17 protein-coding genes are annotated in these 16,416 nt (G+C 59.2%); 15 read left to right on the top strand and 2 right to left on the bottom strand.

Features of this window, described 5'->3' with window-relative positions; genetic code table 11:
* Nucleotides 1–34: 34 nt before the first annotated feature.
* Both ACOYNV_RS04855 and ACOYNV_RS04850 read right to left on the bottom strand, forming a co-directional pair.
* Entirely contained in the window at nucleotides 35–832 is a 798-nt protein-coding gene (locus tag ACOYNV_RS04855) for a TolC family protein (RefSeq protein WP_422898619.1), read from the bottom strand.
* Between the two features lie 33 nt (nucleotides 833–865).
* Nucleotides 866–1,531, bottom strand: a complete 666-nt coding sequence (locus ACOYNV_RS04850) for a protein-L-isoaspartate O-methyltransferase family protein (RefSeq protein ID WP_422898621.1) — start codon at nucleotides 1,529–1,531, stop codon at nucleotides 866–868.
* Between the two features lie 264 nt (nucleotides 1,532–1,795).
* Here ACOYNV_RS04850 and ACOYNV_RS04845 point away from each other — a divergent pair, with 264 nt between their 5' ends.
* The 15 genes from ACOYNV_RS04845 to ACOYNV_RS04775 all read left to right on the top strand — a co-directional run bounded on the left by ACOYNV_RS04845 (nucleotide 1,796) and on the right by ACOYNV_RS04775 (nucleotide 16,365).
* Nucleotides 1,796–2,659, top strand: coding sequence for a DMT family transporter (locus ACOYNV_RS04845; RefSeq protein WP_422898618.1), 864 nt, complete (start codon nucleotides 1,796–1,798; stop codon nucleotides 2,657–2,659).
* Between the two features lie 11 nt (nucleotides 2,660–2,670).
* Complete coding sequence (gene ruvC / locus ACOYNV_RS04840; protein ID WP_422898617.1) at nucleotides 2,671–3,213, top strand: crossover junction endodeoxyribonuclease RuvC; 543 nt, start codon at nucleotides 2,671–2,673, stop codon at nucleotides 3,211–3,213.
* Nucleotides 3,214–3,376: 163 nt separating this feature from the next.
* Nucleotides 3,377–3,952, top strand: a complete 576-nt coding sequence (gene ruvA, locus ACOYNV_RS04835; protein ID WP_422898616.1) for a Holliday junction branch migration protein RuvA — start codon at nucleotides 3,377–3,379, stop codon at nucleotides 3,950–3,952.
* Complete coding sequence (locus tag ACOYNV_RS04830; protein WP_422898615.1) at nucleotides 3,952–5,022, top strand: AI-2E family transporter; 1,071 nt, start codon at nucleotides 3,952–3,954, stop codon at nucleotides 5,020–5,022. The genes ruvA and ACOYNV_RS04830 overlap by 1 nt, the downstream gene beginning before the upstream one ends.
* Before the next feature lie 2 nt (nucleotides 5,023–5,024).
* Nucleotides 5,025–6,113 (top strand): Holliday junction branch migration DNA helicase RuvB, encoded by a 1,089-nt coding sequence (gene ruvB / locus ACOYNV_RS04825; protein ID WP_422898614.1) that lies wholly within the window; start codon nucleotides 5,025–5,027, stop codon nucleotides 6,111–6,113.
* Nucleotides 6,114–6,351: 238 nt separating this feature from the next.
* Entirely contained in the window at nucleotides 6,352–6,795 is a 444-nt protein-coding gene (gene ybgC, locus ACOYNV_RS04820; protein ID WP_422898613.1) for a tol-pal system-associated acyl-CoA thioesterase, read from the top strand.
* The gene (tolQ, locus tag ACOYNV_RS04815) at nucleotides 6,792–7,469 is read left to right on the top strand and encodes a protein TolQ (protein WP_422898612.1); all 678 of its coding nucleotides are present in this window, start codon (nucleotides 6,792–6,794) and stop codon (nucleotides 7,467–7,469) included. The genes ybgC and tolQ overlap by 4 nt, the downstream gene beginning before the upstream one ends.
* Nucleotides 7,470–7,481: 12 nt before the next feature.
* Nucleotides 7,482–7,889 (top strand): protein TolR, encoded by a 408-nt coding sequence (gene tolR / locus ACOYNV_RS04810; protein WP_422898611.1) that lies wholly within the window; start codon nucleotides 7,482–7,484, stop codon nucleotides 7,887–7,889.
* A 25-nt stretch (nucleotides 7,890–7,914) separates the two neighbouring features.
* Nucleotides 7,915–8,742 carry an energy transducer TonB gene (locus tag ACOYNV_RS04805; protein ID WP_422898610.1) on the top strand — a complete coding sequence of 276 codons (828 nt, stop codon included), beginning with the start codon at nucleotides 7,915–7,917 and terminating at the stop codon, nucleotides 8,740–8,742.
* Between the two features lie 76 nt (nucleotides 8,743–8,818).
* Complete coding sequence (locus tag ACOYNV_RS04800) at nucleotides 8,819–12,202, top strand: ABC transporter substrate-binding protein (RefSeq protein WP_422898609.1); 3,384 nt, start codon at nucleotides 8,819–8,821, stop codon at nucleotides 12,200–12,202.
* 409 nt (nucleotides 12,203–12,611) lie between these two features.
* Entirely contained in the window at nucleotides 12,612–13,904 is a 1,293-nt protein-coding gene (gene tolB, locus ACOYNV_RS04795) for a Tol-Pal system beta propeller repeat protein TolB (RefSeq protein WP_422898608.1), read from the top strand.
* A 69-nt stretch (nucleotides 13,905–13,973) separates the two neighbouring features.
* Nucleotides 13,974–14,495, top strand: coding sequence for a peptidoglycan-associated lipoprotein Pal (gene pal, locus ACOYNV_RS04790; protein ID WP_422898620.1), 522 nt, complete (start codon nucleotides 13,974–13,976; stop codon nucleotides 14,493–14,495).
* Nucleotides 14,496–14,497: 2 nt separating this feature from the next.
* A complete protein-coding gene (gene ybgF, locus ACOYNV_RS04785) occupies nucleotides 14,498–15,292 on the top strand; it encodes a tol-pal system protein YbgF (protein WP_422898607.1) in 795 nt (264 codons plus the stop codon).
* 4 nt (nucleotides 15,293–15,296) lie between these two features.
* On the top strand, nucleotides 15,297–15,956 hold the full coding sequence (queE, locus tag ACOYNV_RS04780; RefSeq protein WP_422898606.1) for a 7-carboxy-7-deazaguanine synthase QueE: 660 nt from the start codon (nucleotides 15,297–15,299) through the stop codon (nucleotides 15,954–15,956).
* Nucleotides 15,957–15,975: 19 nt separating this feature from the next.
* Entirely contained in the window at nucleotides 15,976–16,365 is a 390-nt protein-coding gene (locus ACOYNV_RS04775) for a PilZ domain-containing protein (RefSeq protein WP_422898605.1), read from the top strand.
* The last annotated feature ends 51 nt before the right edge of the window (nucleotides 16,366–16,416 follow it).

Genomic DNA, 16,416 nt, shown 5'->3' with positions numbered 1-16,416 from the left:
GACCTTCCCGATTCGAATGTTGGAAAAGGGGAAGTTATTTCGTAGGCGTTCCTAATTGCTGGGCCTGTACGAGGAAACTGTCCTTCTCGGCGGCATCGACCCACTTGTCCATGCTGGCCGGCTGTGGCGGCTTAAGTTCGGCCTGCGGCTTGAGGCGATTGAGTTCGCCGGAATCCTTGCCGACAATAACGCGCAGGGCGTAGCGCTTCACGTCCAGTTCACTCTCGGCCGCAATTTCCTCAGCCGTCGCCAAGTCAAAACGTGATTGCGCTTCCTGCGAATCGGTAATGGTCACCGTTCCCACCTCGAAACTCTTTTTTGCCTGTTCGAGTTGCTGGGCTATCGCTTCCTTTTTGGAGCGAACTGCCTTGAGACTCTCCTGGGCATAAAGCACGTCGAAATAGGCCTGTGCAACACGCAGGATGAGATCCTGCGAGGCTTCCGCCAAATTCGCCTCGGCCTGCACCACCTGCAATTTGCCCTGGCTGTACTGGACGAAATTCTGCCAGCGGAATAACGGCTGGGTCAGATTGACGTTGTAAGCGTTGGTATTGAAATCCCGATTTCCCGTTGAATCAACACGCGTCGACTTGTACTTGTTTTCGTTCCTCACCGTATTGGCCGTTGCGCCAATCGTCGGCAACAAGCCGGACAGCCCTTGCGGTCCCTTTTCGCGACCGGCATCGGCCACTGCGCGTGCCGCCAGATACTGCTGGTCGTTGCTCAGCGCATCGCGATAGACCTGCATGAGGTCCGCCGAAAACGCCGGCGCAGCAGATAACAGCGCTCCGAGCAGGAGTGACAGGCGACTTGCTGATTGCTTCAAACGCATGGGGCTGATCTCACTGAAAAAAACAATTTCTTGCTAGAAAACAAATTTGCTGTGCTGCGTTGCATTGACCAGCGGAGCGACAACGGTTTCAAAAACATTGATCGTGCTGAACGCCTTCTCTTCGGTGCGTGTTATCAACTGCACCTCCATGGCCGGCGCCTCGCCGACAATGGCTACTAACCGGCCGCCGATCTTGAGCTGGCTGAGAAGCGTATCGGGCAGCAGCGGCACTGAGCCGGAAAGCACGATCACATCGTAGGGCGCCATGGCTGGCCAGCCTTGAGCGCCATCACCGGTCTCGACACTGACGTTGGCAACATCGGATCGCTGGAGATTCTTGCGCGCCATTTCGGCCAGTTCCGGATCAATTTCAACGCTATAAACGTACTCGGCTTTTGCCGCGAGCAACGCGGCCATGTAGCCGGTTCCGGCTCCGATTTCAAGGACGGTGTCGGTATTCCTGATCGCCAGTTCCTGCAGGATGCGCGCCTCGACCTTTGGCGCCAGCATCGTCTGGCCTGGATTTCCCTTGGCACCGATGGGTATTTCGAGATCGGCAAAAGCCAGGTCTTTATACGCGGCAGGCACAAAATCCTCACGCTTGACGAGCGATAACAAACTCAGCACGGCCGGGTCCAGCACATCCCAGGGACGAATCTGCTGCTCTATCATGTTGAAACGCGCTTGCTCAGTATCCATCGTCACTACAGCCATATCGTTCCCCGTCACAAAAGTTATATTAGCACAAACTTATATACATTAATTCAACAACTAAAGATTATACAGGTCGATTGCATTAGAAACCTTCACGCACAGCAAGAGCAAAGCTTTCACCGCGAAGGCGCGAAGACGCAAAGGGCGCAAAGTAAGAGCAAAGAAAATTGCAGTTTTTTTTGACTTTCTTTGCGGCCCTTCGCGCTCTTTGCGCCGGTATACTGTCGGCTCCTCCAAAAAGCCCATGCCATGCCGCCGCTGCAAGCCCTTGTCCCTTTCCTCTTCGTTTTCCTGTGGAGCACCGGCTTTGTCGGCGCCAAGTACGGCCTGCCCTACGCCGAGCCGTTCACCTTCCTGCTCTGCCGCTACCTGCTGATCCTCTCGCTGATGACAGTGTTCGCGCTGCTTGCCCGCGCACCGTGGCCGAAAGACCGGCGCCAGGTTTTTCACATTGCCGTTTCCGGAACCCTGCTTCATGGCTTCTACCTCGGTGGCGTTTTCGTGGCCATCAGTCACGGGCTGCCGGCCGGGATAGCGGCGCTGATCGTCGGCATGCAGCCGCTGCTCACCGCCTGCGGCGCCGGCTGGTTGCTCGGCGAACGCGTAACGCGCCGGCAATGGCTGGGGCTGGCACTCGGCTTTGCCGGGGTGGCGCTGGTGGTGGCCAACAAACTGGGCAAGCTGCCGCTCGCGGCAATGGTGATTCCGGCCATTGTTGCGTTGCTGGCGATCACCGCCGGCACGCTGTACCAGAAGCGGTTTTGTACCCACTTCGATTTGCGCACCGGCTCAGTAATCCAGTTCCTGCCAAGCGCCGCGTTGACGGCGATAGCCGCCTGCGCCACCGAAACCATGCATATCGAGTGGACCGGCGAATTTGTTTTTGCCCTGCTCTGGCTGGTACTGGCACTCTCGTTCGGCGCCATCAGCCTGCTCACCGTGCTGATTCGCAATGGCAGTGCGGTCAACGTCGCCCGCCTGTTTTATCTGACACCGCCAAGTACCGCCGTCATCGCCTGGCTCATCTTTGGCGAAACGCTGTCCATCCTGGCCGCGGCCGGCATGGTGCTGGCGCTGGGCGGGGTCTATCTGGCCCGCGGGAGAAGCGTTTGAGCCCGGCGCCGATGCGCACGATCCGCATCCTCGGCATTGACCCCGGGCTGCGCATTACCGGCTTCGGCGTCATCGAAAAAACCGGCAACAAGCTGGCCTACCTGGCCAGCGGTTGCATCAAGACCGACGCCAAGGCCTCGCTGCCGACACGACTGGGCGCCATCCACGCCGGCCTGTGCGAACTGGTCGCGCAGTACCGGCCGGACCAGGCCGTGGTCGAAATCGTGTTTGTAAACGTCAACCCGCAATCCACCCTGCTGCTCGGTCAGGCACGCGGCGCGGCGATCACGGCACTGGTTGCCGGCGGGCTGGAGGTGGCCGAATATACGGCCTTGCAGGTCAAGCAGGCGGTGGTCGGCAACGGCCACGCCGACAAGACGCAGGTGCAGCACATGGTGCGCCGCCTGCTGTCGCTGCCCGGCGACCCCAACCCCGACGCCGCCGACGCCCTGGCCTGCGCAATCGCCCACGCGCACGGCGGACAGGGATTGGGTCAGGGACCGGGCGCGCTGGCGACGAAGGGATTTCGTGTGCGCAACGGGCGGTTGATATGAGGTACAAACACCCACCGCAGAGGCGCGGAGGCGCAGAGGAAACGCAGAGAAACCCGAGAAATTTCTTGATATTTTGCTTTGCTTTACTCTGCGTTACCTCTGCGCCTTTGCGCCTCTGCGGTAGATTTTTTACTTGAAATAGCATCCTAATCAGGAGCACGCCATGATCGGTCGCCTTACCGGAATATTGCTGGAGAAGAACCCGCCGCAGGTTGTCCTCGACGTGCATGGCCTTGGCTACGAGGTCGATGTGCCGATGAGCACCTTCTATAACCTGCCATCCACCGGCGAAAAAATTACGCTACTCACCCATTTCGTGGTGCGCGAAGATGGTCAGTTTCTTTACGGTTTCGCCAGCGAAGCCGAGCGCTTCGCCTTTCGCCAGTTAATCAAGATTACCGGCGTTGGCGCACGCATGGCGCTGGCGGTGCTCTCCGGTCTGTCGGTCAACGATCTGGCGCAGGCCATCGCCCGCCAGGAAGTCGGGCGGCTGATCAAGGTGCCGGGCATCGGCAAGAAAACAGCCGAACGCCTGTTGCTCGAACTCAAGGGCAAACTGGCCGACGCCTTGCCTACGGCGGCTTTTGCCGTTGAAGACAGCCAGCATGACATCCTCAATGCACTGCTGGCGCTGGGTTACAATGACCGCGAAGCGGCGGCGGCAGTGAAGCCGCTTCCGGCCGGAATTTCCATCTCGGACGGCATCCGGCAGGCGCTCAAACAACTCTCGAAATTGTGATGCGACAAATAACATCCGCCCAGAAGCTGATCATCCAGACCGCCATCGTGGCGCTGCTGCTGATCGGCTGCATTGCCGTACTGATGCCGTTCACCGGCACCCTGCTTTTTGCCGCCGTGATTTGCGCCACCACGGCGCCGGTTCGCAAGCGCCTGCTCAGGCTCTGTCGCGGCAGCAGCAGTCTGGCCGCCGGGCTGATTTCGCTGATGCTGTTGCTGTTGCTGGTGGCGCCCATGGCCTTGCTCTCCGGCACGCTGGCCGACGGTGTTGAAACAGCCATTCTCTATTTCAAACCCATGCTCGAAAGCGGACTGCCGAACGATCCGCCGGCCTGGCTCGCCAAGCTGCCGATCTTCGGCTCGGATATCAGCGATTACTGGCACAAACTGGTGGCCAGCCGGGAAGAAATGAACACCCTCCTGCGCCAGCTTCTCGACCCCACGCGCAGGCTTGCGCTGGCCACTGTGTCACTTTTTGGCCAGGGATTGCTGCAATTGGTACTGGTCATTTTCTTTGTTTTCTTCATGTTCCGCGATGCCGATACCTACGCCGCCGCGCTGCATACCGGCAGTCGCAAACTGGCCGGCGAACTGGGCGAGCGCATGCTCAAGCTGGCCATTGGCACGGTCACCGGGGTCATGATCGGCATTGTCGGCACCGCTGCCGCACAGTCGCTGGTGGCCATGGTCGGCTTCATGATTGCCGGCGTTCCCGGCGTGGTCATGCTGACCTTTGCCACTTTCTTCTTTTCGATGGTGCCGGTGGTCGGCGCCACGCTGATCTGGCTGGGCGCCGCCGCCTGGCTCTATGACGGCGGCCAGACCGGCTGGGCCATCTTCATGATCCTGTGGGGCATGTTCGGGATCAGCAGCGTCGACAATTTCGTCAAGCCGATCCTGATTTCCCGTACCTCCAGCCTGCCACTGCTACTGGTCATCGTCGGGGTCTTCGGCGGCGTTCTCGTCTTCGGTTTCATCGGACTCTTTCTCGGACCGACACTGCTGGCGCTCGGCCAGGTACTGATCCGGGAGTGGCTGGCCCTCTCCGACAACGAAGCACCTTCCATTTAGCCATGATCGAAATAGATAAATTCGCAGACAAATTCGCCGACAACTTCAGCGAAACGCCGGTCGACCGGCTGATTTCGGCAGAATCGAAATCGACGCAGGAAGAGGCGATCGAGCGTGCCTTGCGCCCCAAACGGCTTGCCGACTACGTGGGCCAGGTGAAGATTCGCGAACAGTTGTCGATCTTCATCGAAGCCGCCAGGCGACGCCAGGACACGCTCGACCACGTGCTGTTGTTCGGCCCGCCCGGTCTGGGCAAGACCACCTTGGCGCACATCATCGCCACCGAGATGGGCGTCAACATGCGCTCGACTTCCGGCCCGGTGCTTGAGCGTGCCGGCGATCTGGCCGCCATCCTGACCAATCTCGAACCTCACGACGTATTGTTCATCGACGAGATTCATCGCCTGTCGCCGGTGGTTGAGGAGATTCTTTACCCGGCGCTGGAAGACTTCCAGATCGACATCATGATCGGCGAAGGCCCTGCCGCGCGGTCGGTCAAGCTCGACCTGCCGCCGTTTACCCTGGTCGGCGCCACCACCCGCGCCGGCATGCTGACCAATCCGCTACGCGACCGTTTCGGCATCGTCGCGCGGCTCGAGTTCTACACGCCGGAAGAACTCATGCTGATCGTCACGCGCTCGTCGCAGTTGCTTAAAGTGCCTGCCGATCCGGGTGGCGCGCTGGAAATTGCCAAGCGCTCGCGCGGCACGCCGCGCATTGCCAACCGCCTGTTGCGCCGGGTACGCGACTTCGCCGAGGTCAAGGCCGCCGGACATATCACGCAGGAAGTGGCCGACCTGGCGCTGATCATGCTCGATGTCGACCACGGCGGCCTCGACATCATGGATCGCAAATTGCTGTCGGCCATCATCGACAAGTTCGCCGGCGGCCCGGTCGGCGTTGATAACCTCGCCGCCGCCATTGGCGAAGCCCGCGACACCATCGAGGACGTGCTCGAACCCTATCTGATCATGCAGGGCTACCTGCAACGCACCCCGCGCGGCCGCGTCGCCACCGCCGCAGTCTATCGCCACCTCGGCCTCGCCAACCCCGCCCCCAATGCCCAGAATGAACTGTGGCGGACGCAGTGAGGATTTTGACCTCAGAGGTTGTGAAGGATTCATTTCAGCAGAATCTCCTCGCTCGTCACCCCGGCGAAGGCCGGGGTCCAGTTCGTCTATCTGATTGTTTTCATGAATATCAGAGGTGCGCACTGGATTCCGGCCTTCGCCGGAATGACGGTCTTGGATGTTTGTGCCAATTAATTCAAAGCCTCTCAGTCACAAACACTTACATTGCCAGCCAGTGTGCTGAATTAAGATTGCGCCCATGAAACACGAACAAAAACCAAACGCTTTCACCTTTCCCGTCCGCATTTACTACGAAGACACCGACGCCGGCGGCGTGGTTTATTACGCCAACTATCTGAAGTTTCTGGAGCGCTGCCGTACCGAATGGCTGCGCGACATCGGCCATGAGCAAGCGGATATGCTGCGCGACCCGGGCATTGCCTTTGTCGTGCGCAGCGTCAGTATCGAGTACCTGAAACCGGCGCGACTCGATGAACTGCTCTCGGTCGGCCTCGAAGTTGAAAAAATTACCCGCTCGCAGATTTTCTTTCGCCAGCACATCCGGCGGCTCAATCCGGCCGTCGCGGGAGGCTGGGATGAACTGGTCAGCGCCAGGATCCAGATCGTCTGTGTCAACGCCGCCCTGATGAAAATCACCTCCATTCCCGCACTGTTGCGCACCAAACTGGAAGCCCTCCAATGAACGTTTCGCAAGACCTCTCCATCCTCCATCTGATCCTCAATGCCAGCGCGGTGGTTCAGGCCGTCATGCTGCTGCTCGCCGGTGTTTCCTTCATGTCGTGGTACTACATCTTCCGCAAGTGGTTCACCGTGAAGCTGGCGCGAACGCAAACCGAGCAGTTCGAGCGTGACTTCTGGAGTGGCGGCGACCTTAACAGCCTGTTTCAGAGCGCCGTCAATAACCGGCATGGCACCGGCAGCATGGAGCGCATCTTCGAATCCGGCTTCCGCGAATTCAACAAATTGCGCAGCCAGAAAAACCTCGACCAGAAGGACATCATCGACGGCTCGCGCCGCGCCATGCGCGCCACCTACCAGCGCGAAGTCGACAGCATCGACGCGCATCTCGCCTTCCTCGCCTCGGTCGGCTCGGTCAGCCCCTATGTCGGCCTGTTCGGTACCGTGTGGGGCATCATGCATTCCTTCCGCGGCCTCGCCAATGTCGGGCAGGCCACGCTTTCCGCCGTTGCGCCGGGCATCGCCGAAGCACTCGTGGCAACCGCCATCGGCCTCTTCGCGGCGATTCCGGCAGTGGTCGCCTACAACCGCTTCGCGCATGAGATCGACCGCCTGTCGACACGCTTCGAGTCGTTCATGGAAGAGTTTTCCAACATCCTGCAACGCCAGATGCGCTAGCCCGGAGGCCTCATGCGTCCACGTCGCCTTAAAAACGAAATCAACGTCGTTCCCTACATCGACGTCATGCTGGTGCTACTCGTCATCTTCATGGTGACGGCACCGATGATGACCACCGCCAGCATCGACGTGCCCTCGGTCGGCAAGGCGGCGCAGGTGCCGGCCGAAGCGCTGCAGGTCAATATTCGCGCCGATCAGTCGCTGTCACTGACCGCGCCAGGAAAATCCGAAGGGCGCAGCATGAGCCGCAGCGAGTTGTCGCAAGCCATTGTCGATGCCCAGCGCAAGAACCCGGAGCAACCGGTGCTCATCGTCGGCGACAAGAACGTCAAATACGAAGCGGTGCTTGGCGTCATGGACGAGCTTCAGCGCCAGCAGGTCAAGCGCATCGGCCTGCTTGTCCAGCCCACGGGCAAGTGATGTCAGCGACCTGAGAGCCAATCCAGTGGAAATCGCCGCGCACCTGCCGCCGCCCGAAAAGTCGAACGTAACCGCGCTGGTCCTCTCGGCGAGCGTTCACTTGCTGCTCATTGCTGCCCTGTTCTTTGGCGTGCAGTGGAAGAGCCAGGCGCCATCGTCGGTCGAAGTTGAAGTCTGGCGTGCGGCGCCGGCGGTAGTGGCGCCTGCGGCAAAACCCGAGCCACGCCCTGAACCGCCGCCCGAGCCGAAGGTGGAGCCTAAACCAACCCCCAAGCCCGTTCCCAAAGCTGAACCGGCACCGGTGATCAAGCCGGATATCGCGCTCAAGGACGAAAAAAAGCCAAAGAAGGAAGAACCAAAGAAGCCCGAGCCGAAGAAAGAAGAGCCCAAGAAGCCGGAGCCAAAGAAGGAGGAACCGAAAAAGCCGGAGCCTGATCGGCGGCAGAGCATGCTCGATGAGGCCGAACGAGACCTGAAACAGAGCCAAAGGCAGAAGGCATCACAGAATCAGCGCGCCAGTGCCGAAACCGAACTCAACCAGCGGAAAGCCGAGCAAGCCTCTGCTGCCAAAAAACTGGGCTCGGATGCTTATATGAATGCTATCAACGGCAAGATTCGCGGCAACATCGTTCTGCCTCCAGGAATTCAGGGGAATCCCGAAGCAACTTTCAAAGTCGTTCAGCTTCCCTCGGGCGAAGTGCTGAGCGTGAAGTTAGGCAAATCAAGCGGTAACCCAACGCTCGATGCCGCCATCGAACGCGCCATTTGGAAGTCTTCGCCGCTACCCAAACCAGCACAGCCCGAACTCTTTGATCGGGAATTGAGCATTCATTACCGGCCGATTGCCGAGTAGAAAAATAGATAGCTGGCCTGATAATCTTTGAATTGGGTTAGTCTTCCGTTTCATCAGCCAATAGAATGAACGCATTATGATTAATTCAATCCGCCTTGGCTTGTTGCCGCCCCTGACCGGTCTGGTCGAAATGTACGGCCCGGAGATCGTTTGTGCTGCGCGCATCGCCTGCGACGAGATCAACGAACGCGGCGGGATTCTCGGTCGTCCTCTGGAACTGATCATCGAGGATGATGGCAGCCTGCCACTCACCGCCGTGCCTGCCGCCCTGCGCCTGGTCGACGAACATCACTGCGTGGCGATCATCGGCAATCTGCTGTCCAACTCGCGCATCGCCGTTGCCGCGCAGGTCGCCGAGCCGAAGCGGATTCCCTATCTCAATTTCTCGTTCTACGAAGGCAGCATCGGCGGGCGCTATTTCTTTCATTTTGCCGCGCTGCCCAATCAGCAGATCGACAAGATGATTCCCTGCATGGCCAAGCGCTTCGGCACCAAGATGTTTTTCGCTGGCAGCAATTACGAATGGCCACGCGGTTCGATCGATGCCGCCAAGCTGGCCTTGTTGCGTCTTGGCGGCAACGTCGTCGGCGAGGAATACCTGCCGATCGGCGCAGCCCAGGCAGAGATCGACCACTTGCTGGAAAAGGTGGCGCGCTCCGGCGCCGACGTGTTCGTTCCCTATTTTTCCGGCAGCGACCAGATCACCCTGCTCACCCGGTTTACCGAAATGGGGCTGAAAAAGCACATGGCCGTGGTCATGGGCCACTACGACGAGATGATGGTGAGCCGGATAGCGCCGGAGGTGCGCGAGGGTTTCTATTCCAGCAACACGTATTTCATGTCGCGGGAAACGGCTGAAAACCGGCGCTACCTTGAACGTCTGAGCCGCCAGCCCGGTATCGACGGCCTCTGGCCGAACGGCAACGGTGTGCTGACCAACTTCGGCGAGGGCACCTACCTGTGCGTGCATGCCTTCGCCAGCGCCGTCGAAGCAGCGGGCACGACCGACGCTGAAGCGCTGGTCGAGGCTCTGGAGAAAGTACGCGTCAGCGGGCCGCAGGGCAGTGTCGAGATTGATGCCGCGACCCACCACGCCAGCGTCAATACCTGTCTCGCGCGCTGCAATTTTGATGGCACCTTCAGCATCGTCGAGGATTTTGGTCAGATTCCACCCCGGATACCCGAGCGCTATCTGGCTCAATCGAATGCCGCGCATTTGACCGAATCGCCCGAATCACCCGAGGCGATGAGCAATCTCTCGGCAAAAGACGGTGCCGCGCGGCACCAGTTCAGCACGGCAAAAAAAATCCTTTCGGTTGCCGACATGGCGATTCTGGCGACCGATGCCCAAGGCATCATCAGCGAAGCCAATCGCAGTGCCTGCCTGATGTTCGGTTACGACGAGGAAGAACTGACCGGACTGTCGGTAAATTTGCTGATGCCGCCACATTTCCGGCAGAACCATGCCGAACTGGTCAGGCAATTTGTCGACGGTGATGAAACCGAACGTAGCATGACATGGCGCAGTGAGATCACGGGTTATCGCAAGGATGGCAGTTTTTTTCCGCTTGAAGCTTCGATTGCCAAGTTCCGCAATGACGACCAATGGCTGCTGGTCGTCACCCTGCGCGACATCACCGAACGAAAGAAAGCCGAGGAGGAACTGACGCGGCGGGCCACCCATGATCCACTGACCGGCCTCCCGAACCGTGCGCTGATTCGCGAAAGAATCATCAGTGCCTTGCAGCGTTCGCGGCGCAATGGGCAGAACGTCGCCTTGCTGTTTGTCGATCTCGATGGTTTCAAACTGATCAACGATACGCACGGACATGAAGCCGGCGACTTCTTGCTGAAAGCGGTCGCCAGCCGGCTGATCGAGCAGGTGCGGCCGGGCGATACCGTTGCCCGCCTCGCCGGTGACGAGTTTCTTGTCCTCTGCGAGCAGGTTGAGCAACCCGCCACAACGTCAGTCATGGCCGAACGGATCAACGACACCCTGCGCCAGCCATTCAATTTCAACGGCCTGCCACTGGCCGTGACAGCCAGCGTCGGGGTCGCCAGCGGTAACGGCAGCACCCATTCCGCCGACGACCTGCTGCGCTGTGCCGATGCCGCAATGTACGCTGCCAAGAAAAAAGGCCGTGATGGCTGGCAGTTTTTCAGCGAGAACCTGCAGGAGCAGGCCAGGCAGCGCCTGGCCATCAGCAATGGGCTGCGTACGGCGATCGAGCGCAACGAGTTGTCCACCCGCTTTCAACCCATCGTGGTGGCTGAGAGCGGTCGCATTGTTGGCGCCGAACTGTTGCTGCGCTGGCAACCGCCGGAGGGCGAAATATCTCCCGCCGTCTTCATCCCGATCGCGGAAATGACTGGCAGCATCGTGCCCATTGGTGCCTGGCTATTCCGCCAGGCCTGCCGGGCCGAGGCCGACTGGCGTCGTCGCTGGGGTGACAGTGCGCCTTATGTTGCAGTGAATGTTTCGACGCGGCAGTTGAACGAAGATTTGAACGCAAGTGCAAACGCAAATACAAACGCAAAGGCCAACGAAAAACCGCTGGTCGATGATTTTGCCGCCACGCTGAGCGATACGGGTGCCGTCCCGGCACGCGTGCGGCTCGAAATCACTGAAACCTCGCTGATGGCCGATGTCGAAACCAATCTGCGTGCTTTGCGCCGACTGGCTGATCTCGGCCTGCGCGTCACCGTGGACGATTTCGGCACCGGTTACTCCTCACTGGCGCAATTGGCGCGGCTTCCGGTCGACGTACTGAAAATTGATCCGGCCTTCATCGACGGCATCGAGACGAGCAGCGAGAACCGCGCCGTCATCCGTGCCGTGGTCGGACTTGGTCGTGCGCTCGGGCTGAAACTGCTGGCGGAAGGGGTGGAAAACAGCGCCCAGCAGCGTGAACTTTGCACCTACGGCTGTGATTTCATGCAAGGCGATCATTTTCACCCGCCGCTGGAGGAAAAGGATTTCATCGAGTCGGTCGATCGTGAAATCAGTATCGGCTCGATCAACGCGGTGTCACCCCTGCACTTCCTGATTTATGTCAGCCAGGCGGTGCACCCGATGTCCGGTATCGAGCTCGATTACCTGCTGGAACGGACTCGTGCTTTCAATCTGTCCGCGGGCGTCACCGGCTACCTCGTCTATCAGGACGGCTACTTCATGCAAATGCTGGAAGGCAAGCGGGATGTCCTGTTTGCCCTGATGGATAAAATCAAAGCCGATTCTCGCCATTGCAAGGTGCGCGTGGTGATCGAAGGCCCGGCCCGGCGCCGCATATTCGAGGACTGGGGCATGGGGTTGCTCGACCTTTCCCCGGGAAAAGACGAGCCCGAATTCAAGAAATGGCGACGCCGTGCCATCACCTTCCTTGAACTTGCTGAAGATGCGCGCACCTGTTACGCCTACATGACGGCCTATGCCTATCGCGGCATTACCGGCTTCAGGTAAAGCCCGTATCCGGTGTGCAATTCTTGCCTGGGTGTGTGCGTAGCAAAATAAAGACTACGCCTCTGCAAGCCATGCAAACAGGCGTTCTACAGGCATCAATGCAGGACAGCCAACAAATACGCCATTGTTCAGGCGCATAGGTTGTAGATTGCCTGTTCATGCGGCCTGTAGCCAGGCAATGACATGAAGTCCCAAGTTTTTTGCATGCAAATAAGCGCAAAGACCCGGAGGTGCCGAGTGCTATCGGAGAAACCCGAGAACAGGGCTTTCTCCATTTATTTTCTGCGGCTCATGGCTCCCCGTCATATCTTTTGAACAAGGCAAAAACCCTGAAATTACTTTTCGTTACAATACCTTCGCCCGTTGAGGCGATATAATCGGCGATTCTCAAACGGATGCCTTTGCTCCCATGCTTCGACCCTTGCTCAAACTTCGCGGCCTGAGCCTGATCGCTTTCAGCGCCCTGGCGCTGGTGCAGACCCCCTCCCATGCCGAACTGACGATCGAGATCACCGGTGCCGGTGCCAACCGTATTCCGCTGGCCATTGCCGACTTTGGCGGTGATCCTGGCGGCTCGCGTGTATTGACCGGCGTCATACGCGCTGATCTTGAACGTAGCGGCTTGTTCAAGATGATTGACACCGGCAGCGTGGCGATGACCGAATCGTCCAGCCCGGCCTTTGGCGACTGGAAAAACCGTGGCGCTGATGCGCTGGCTGCCGGCAGCATCGGTCCGAGCGGCGATGGCCGGCAGGAAGCCCGTTTTCGCCTTTACGACGTAAACAAACAAAGCGCACTCGGCGGCTCCGCTTTCGTGGCCTCGACGCCGATGCTGCGTGCAGCGGGTCACCGTATCGCCGACGTGATTTATGAAAAGCTGATTGGCGAACCCGGCGTGTTCTCGACGCGCATTGCCTATGTGGTAAGGGGCAGCGCCAACCGTTACGAGTTGCAAATTGCCGATGCAGACGGACAGAACGCACAAGCCGCGCTGAAGTCGAAGGAGCCAATCATTTCCCCGGTCTGGTCGCCTGACGGGAGCCGTCTGGCCTACGTCTCGTTCGAGAACAAGAAACCGGTGGTCTATGTGCATTCGCTGGCCAGCGGACAACGAATCGTCGTTGCCAACTTCAAGGGGTCGAATTCGGCCCCGGCCTGGTCGCCCGACGGCCGCAAACTGGCCGTCGTGCTCTCCAAGGAAGGCGGCTCGCAAATATTCACGGTCAATGCCGATGGCTCCGGCGTACAGCGCCTGACCAACTCATCCGCCATCAATACCGAACCATTCTTTGCACCGGACGGACAGTCGATCTATTTCACCTCGGATCGGGGCGGCAGTCCGCAGATTTACCGCACCGGTGTCAGCGGCGGCGATGCCCAGCGCATCAGCTTTGAAGGAAGCTACAACGTGTCGCCGCGCATTTCGCCGGATGGCAGGTCGATGGCCTTCATCAGTCGGCGCGAGAGCGGTTTCCGTCTCGCCGTCATGGACCTGGCCAGCAAGCAGGTGCAAATCCTCACCGACTCCAACAAGGACGAATCTCCGACCTTCGCCCCCAATGGCCGCATGATCCTGATCGCCACTGAAATCGGTGGGCGCGGCGTGCTTTCTGCCGTATCGATTGACGGCCGCATCAAACAACGTCTTTCCATCTCGGCCGGCGATGTTCGCGAACCGGCGTGGGGCCCATTCACCAGATAATCATTTATCCCATTTCCGGATTCTGACACTACCGAATTTTGACGCAGGAGCATCACCATGAAACTGACCATAAAACAACTCATCATCCCCGCCCTTCTCGCTCTTTTGATCACTGGCTGCAGTTCGACACCCGACGGCCCCGAGCAGGGTGGCGCCCCGGTCGAATCGCGTGACGGAAGTGTGGCTACCGTAAACGCCGGCGGTGTCGACGGGCGCAAACTGCCGGCCGTGCTGACCGACCCGAAGAGCATTCTCTCCAAGCGCAGCGTCTATTTCGATTACGACAAATTTGAAGTCAAGTCCGAGTACAAGGATCTGGTCACCGCACACGCCAAGTTTCTCGCCGACAACCGCCAGTTCAAAATGCTGATCCAGGGCAACACCGATGACCGTGGCAGCCGCGAATACAACCTCGCACTCGGCCAGAAACGTGCCGATGCAGTAAAAAAGATGCTGACCCTGCTCGGCGCTCGCGAAGAACAGGTTGAGTCGGTCAGCCTGGGCGAGGAAAAGCCGAAGAATGAAGGCCAGAACGAAGCCGCCTGGGCCGAAAACCGTCGCGGCGACATGCTCTACAACGGCGAGTTCTAAAAGTGCCGGGGCGTCGTTTTCTTTTTGCTTCGGGCTGGTCAACCAGTCTGTCGACAGTGGCTCTGCTGCTTGCCGTTTTTGGCGCTCCGCAAGCGCAGGCCGGCATGTTCGATGACGAAGAGGCGCGGCGGCAGATCAAGGATCTGTCGATCAAGTCCAATGAGCGTCTCGACACCCTGTTCAAGGCGCAATTTGAACTGGTCAACCAGATTCAGGCACTGCGCGAAGAAAACGCCCGCCTGCAAGGCCAGGTGGAAACACTGAACTACGAACTGGAATCGACCAAGAAGCGGCAGCAGGATTTCTACATCGACCTCGACGGCCGGCTACGCAAATTCGAGCCCCAGTCAGCTCCATCCGCCGAGACCAAAACGGGAGATGAGGCAAAACCTGCTGCCGAGTCTGGAAAAAAGGCCGCCAGCGATCCGGCTGCCGAATCGCGTGAATACGAATCTGCGCTCAACCTCTTCAAAGCCAACAAGATCAAGGAAGCGGCGGGTGCCTTCGAGGCCTTCGCCAAGGCTCATCCAGACAGCACCCTGACGCCGAATGCACAATACTGGCTTGGTAACGCGCACTACGCGCTGCACGACTGCAGGAAAGCGATCGAGGCGCACAAGGTGGTGGTCAATAAGTGGCCGCAACACCCGAAGGCACCGGACGCGTTGATCAATATCGCCACCTGCCAGCAGGAACTGGGCGACAGCAAGGGCGTCAAATCGACGCTTGAAACCGTGCTCGTCAAGTACCCGGACAGTTCGGCGGCGGCCACGGCCAAGCAGCGCCTGAAGAAGTAGGCGGGTGACCGGCAGTAGCAGATCCCTCTCGCTGAAAATCAGCGAGATTTTCTATTCCCTGCAGGGCGAAACCTCGCGTGCCGGCCGGCCAACGGTCTTCGTCCGGCTCACCGGCTGCCCGCTACGCTGCCTCTGGTGCGACACCGAGCATGCCTTCTCCGGCGGCGAGAGAAAGACACTGGCGTGGATTCTCGAAGAAGTCTACAAGCATGGCACCCGACAGGTCTGCGTCACCGGCGGCGAACCACTGGCCCAGAAGAACTGCCTGGCGCTGCTCACGGCACTTTGCGACGCTGACTACGATGTCTCACTCGAAACGTCCGGCTCACTGGATATTGCAGACGTCGACGCACGCGTCTCACGGATTGTCGATCTCAAGGCTCCCGGCTCGGGCGAGTCCAGCAAGAATCGCTGGCAGAATCTCGAACTGCTCACCGCGCATGACGAACTGAAGTTCGTTCTCAAGGACCGCGCGGACTACGAATGGGCACGCAACGCCGTAATCGAGCACCGACTCGACGCGCGCTGTCCGCTGCTCTTTTCGCCTGTTCAGGAAGCGCTCGACCCCCGATCATTGGCCGAATGGATACTCGCCGATCGACTCCCGGTTCGTTTCCAGCTACAACTACACAAGCTGCTTTGGGGTAACATGCGGGGAAAGTAACCCAGCCGAGATTATTGCCATGACTGACGACCGCCGCGTACACTCCCGGATTGCCTTCCACTCGCCCGCCGAGTTGATTTTCACCAACCGCAACATTGAAATAATCATCCTCGACATCTCGCTCAAGGGGGCGCTGGTCCGTCTGCCTGCCGACACCCTGATCGAGGATGGCGCGACCTGCATGCTTCACGTTCACCTCAACGAAGGTGAGCTGAGTGATCAAATCAGCATGGAAACACGGGTAGCACACGTCGAAGGACGTAATGCCGGACTACTCTGCCTCACCATTGACCTTGATAGCGTGACGCACTTGCGCCGCCTGGTCGAACTCAATCTCGGCGAGCCTGACCTTCTTGAGCGGGAGCTTTCGGCGCTGGTCGACGAACTGACGGCAGGAGCGACTGAATAAGCTTCATTCCCGTCTTCACGGAAATGGGCAAAGCAGGGTCAGCCACTTCCA

Source organism: Propionivibrio sp., assembly GCF_049316945.1.
GTDB lineage: Bacteria > Pseudomonadota > Gammaproteobacteria > Burkholderiales > Rhodocyclaceae > Propionivibrio.
This window is presented reverse-complemented; position numbering and strand designations above follow the sequence as displayed.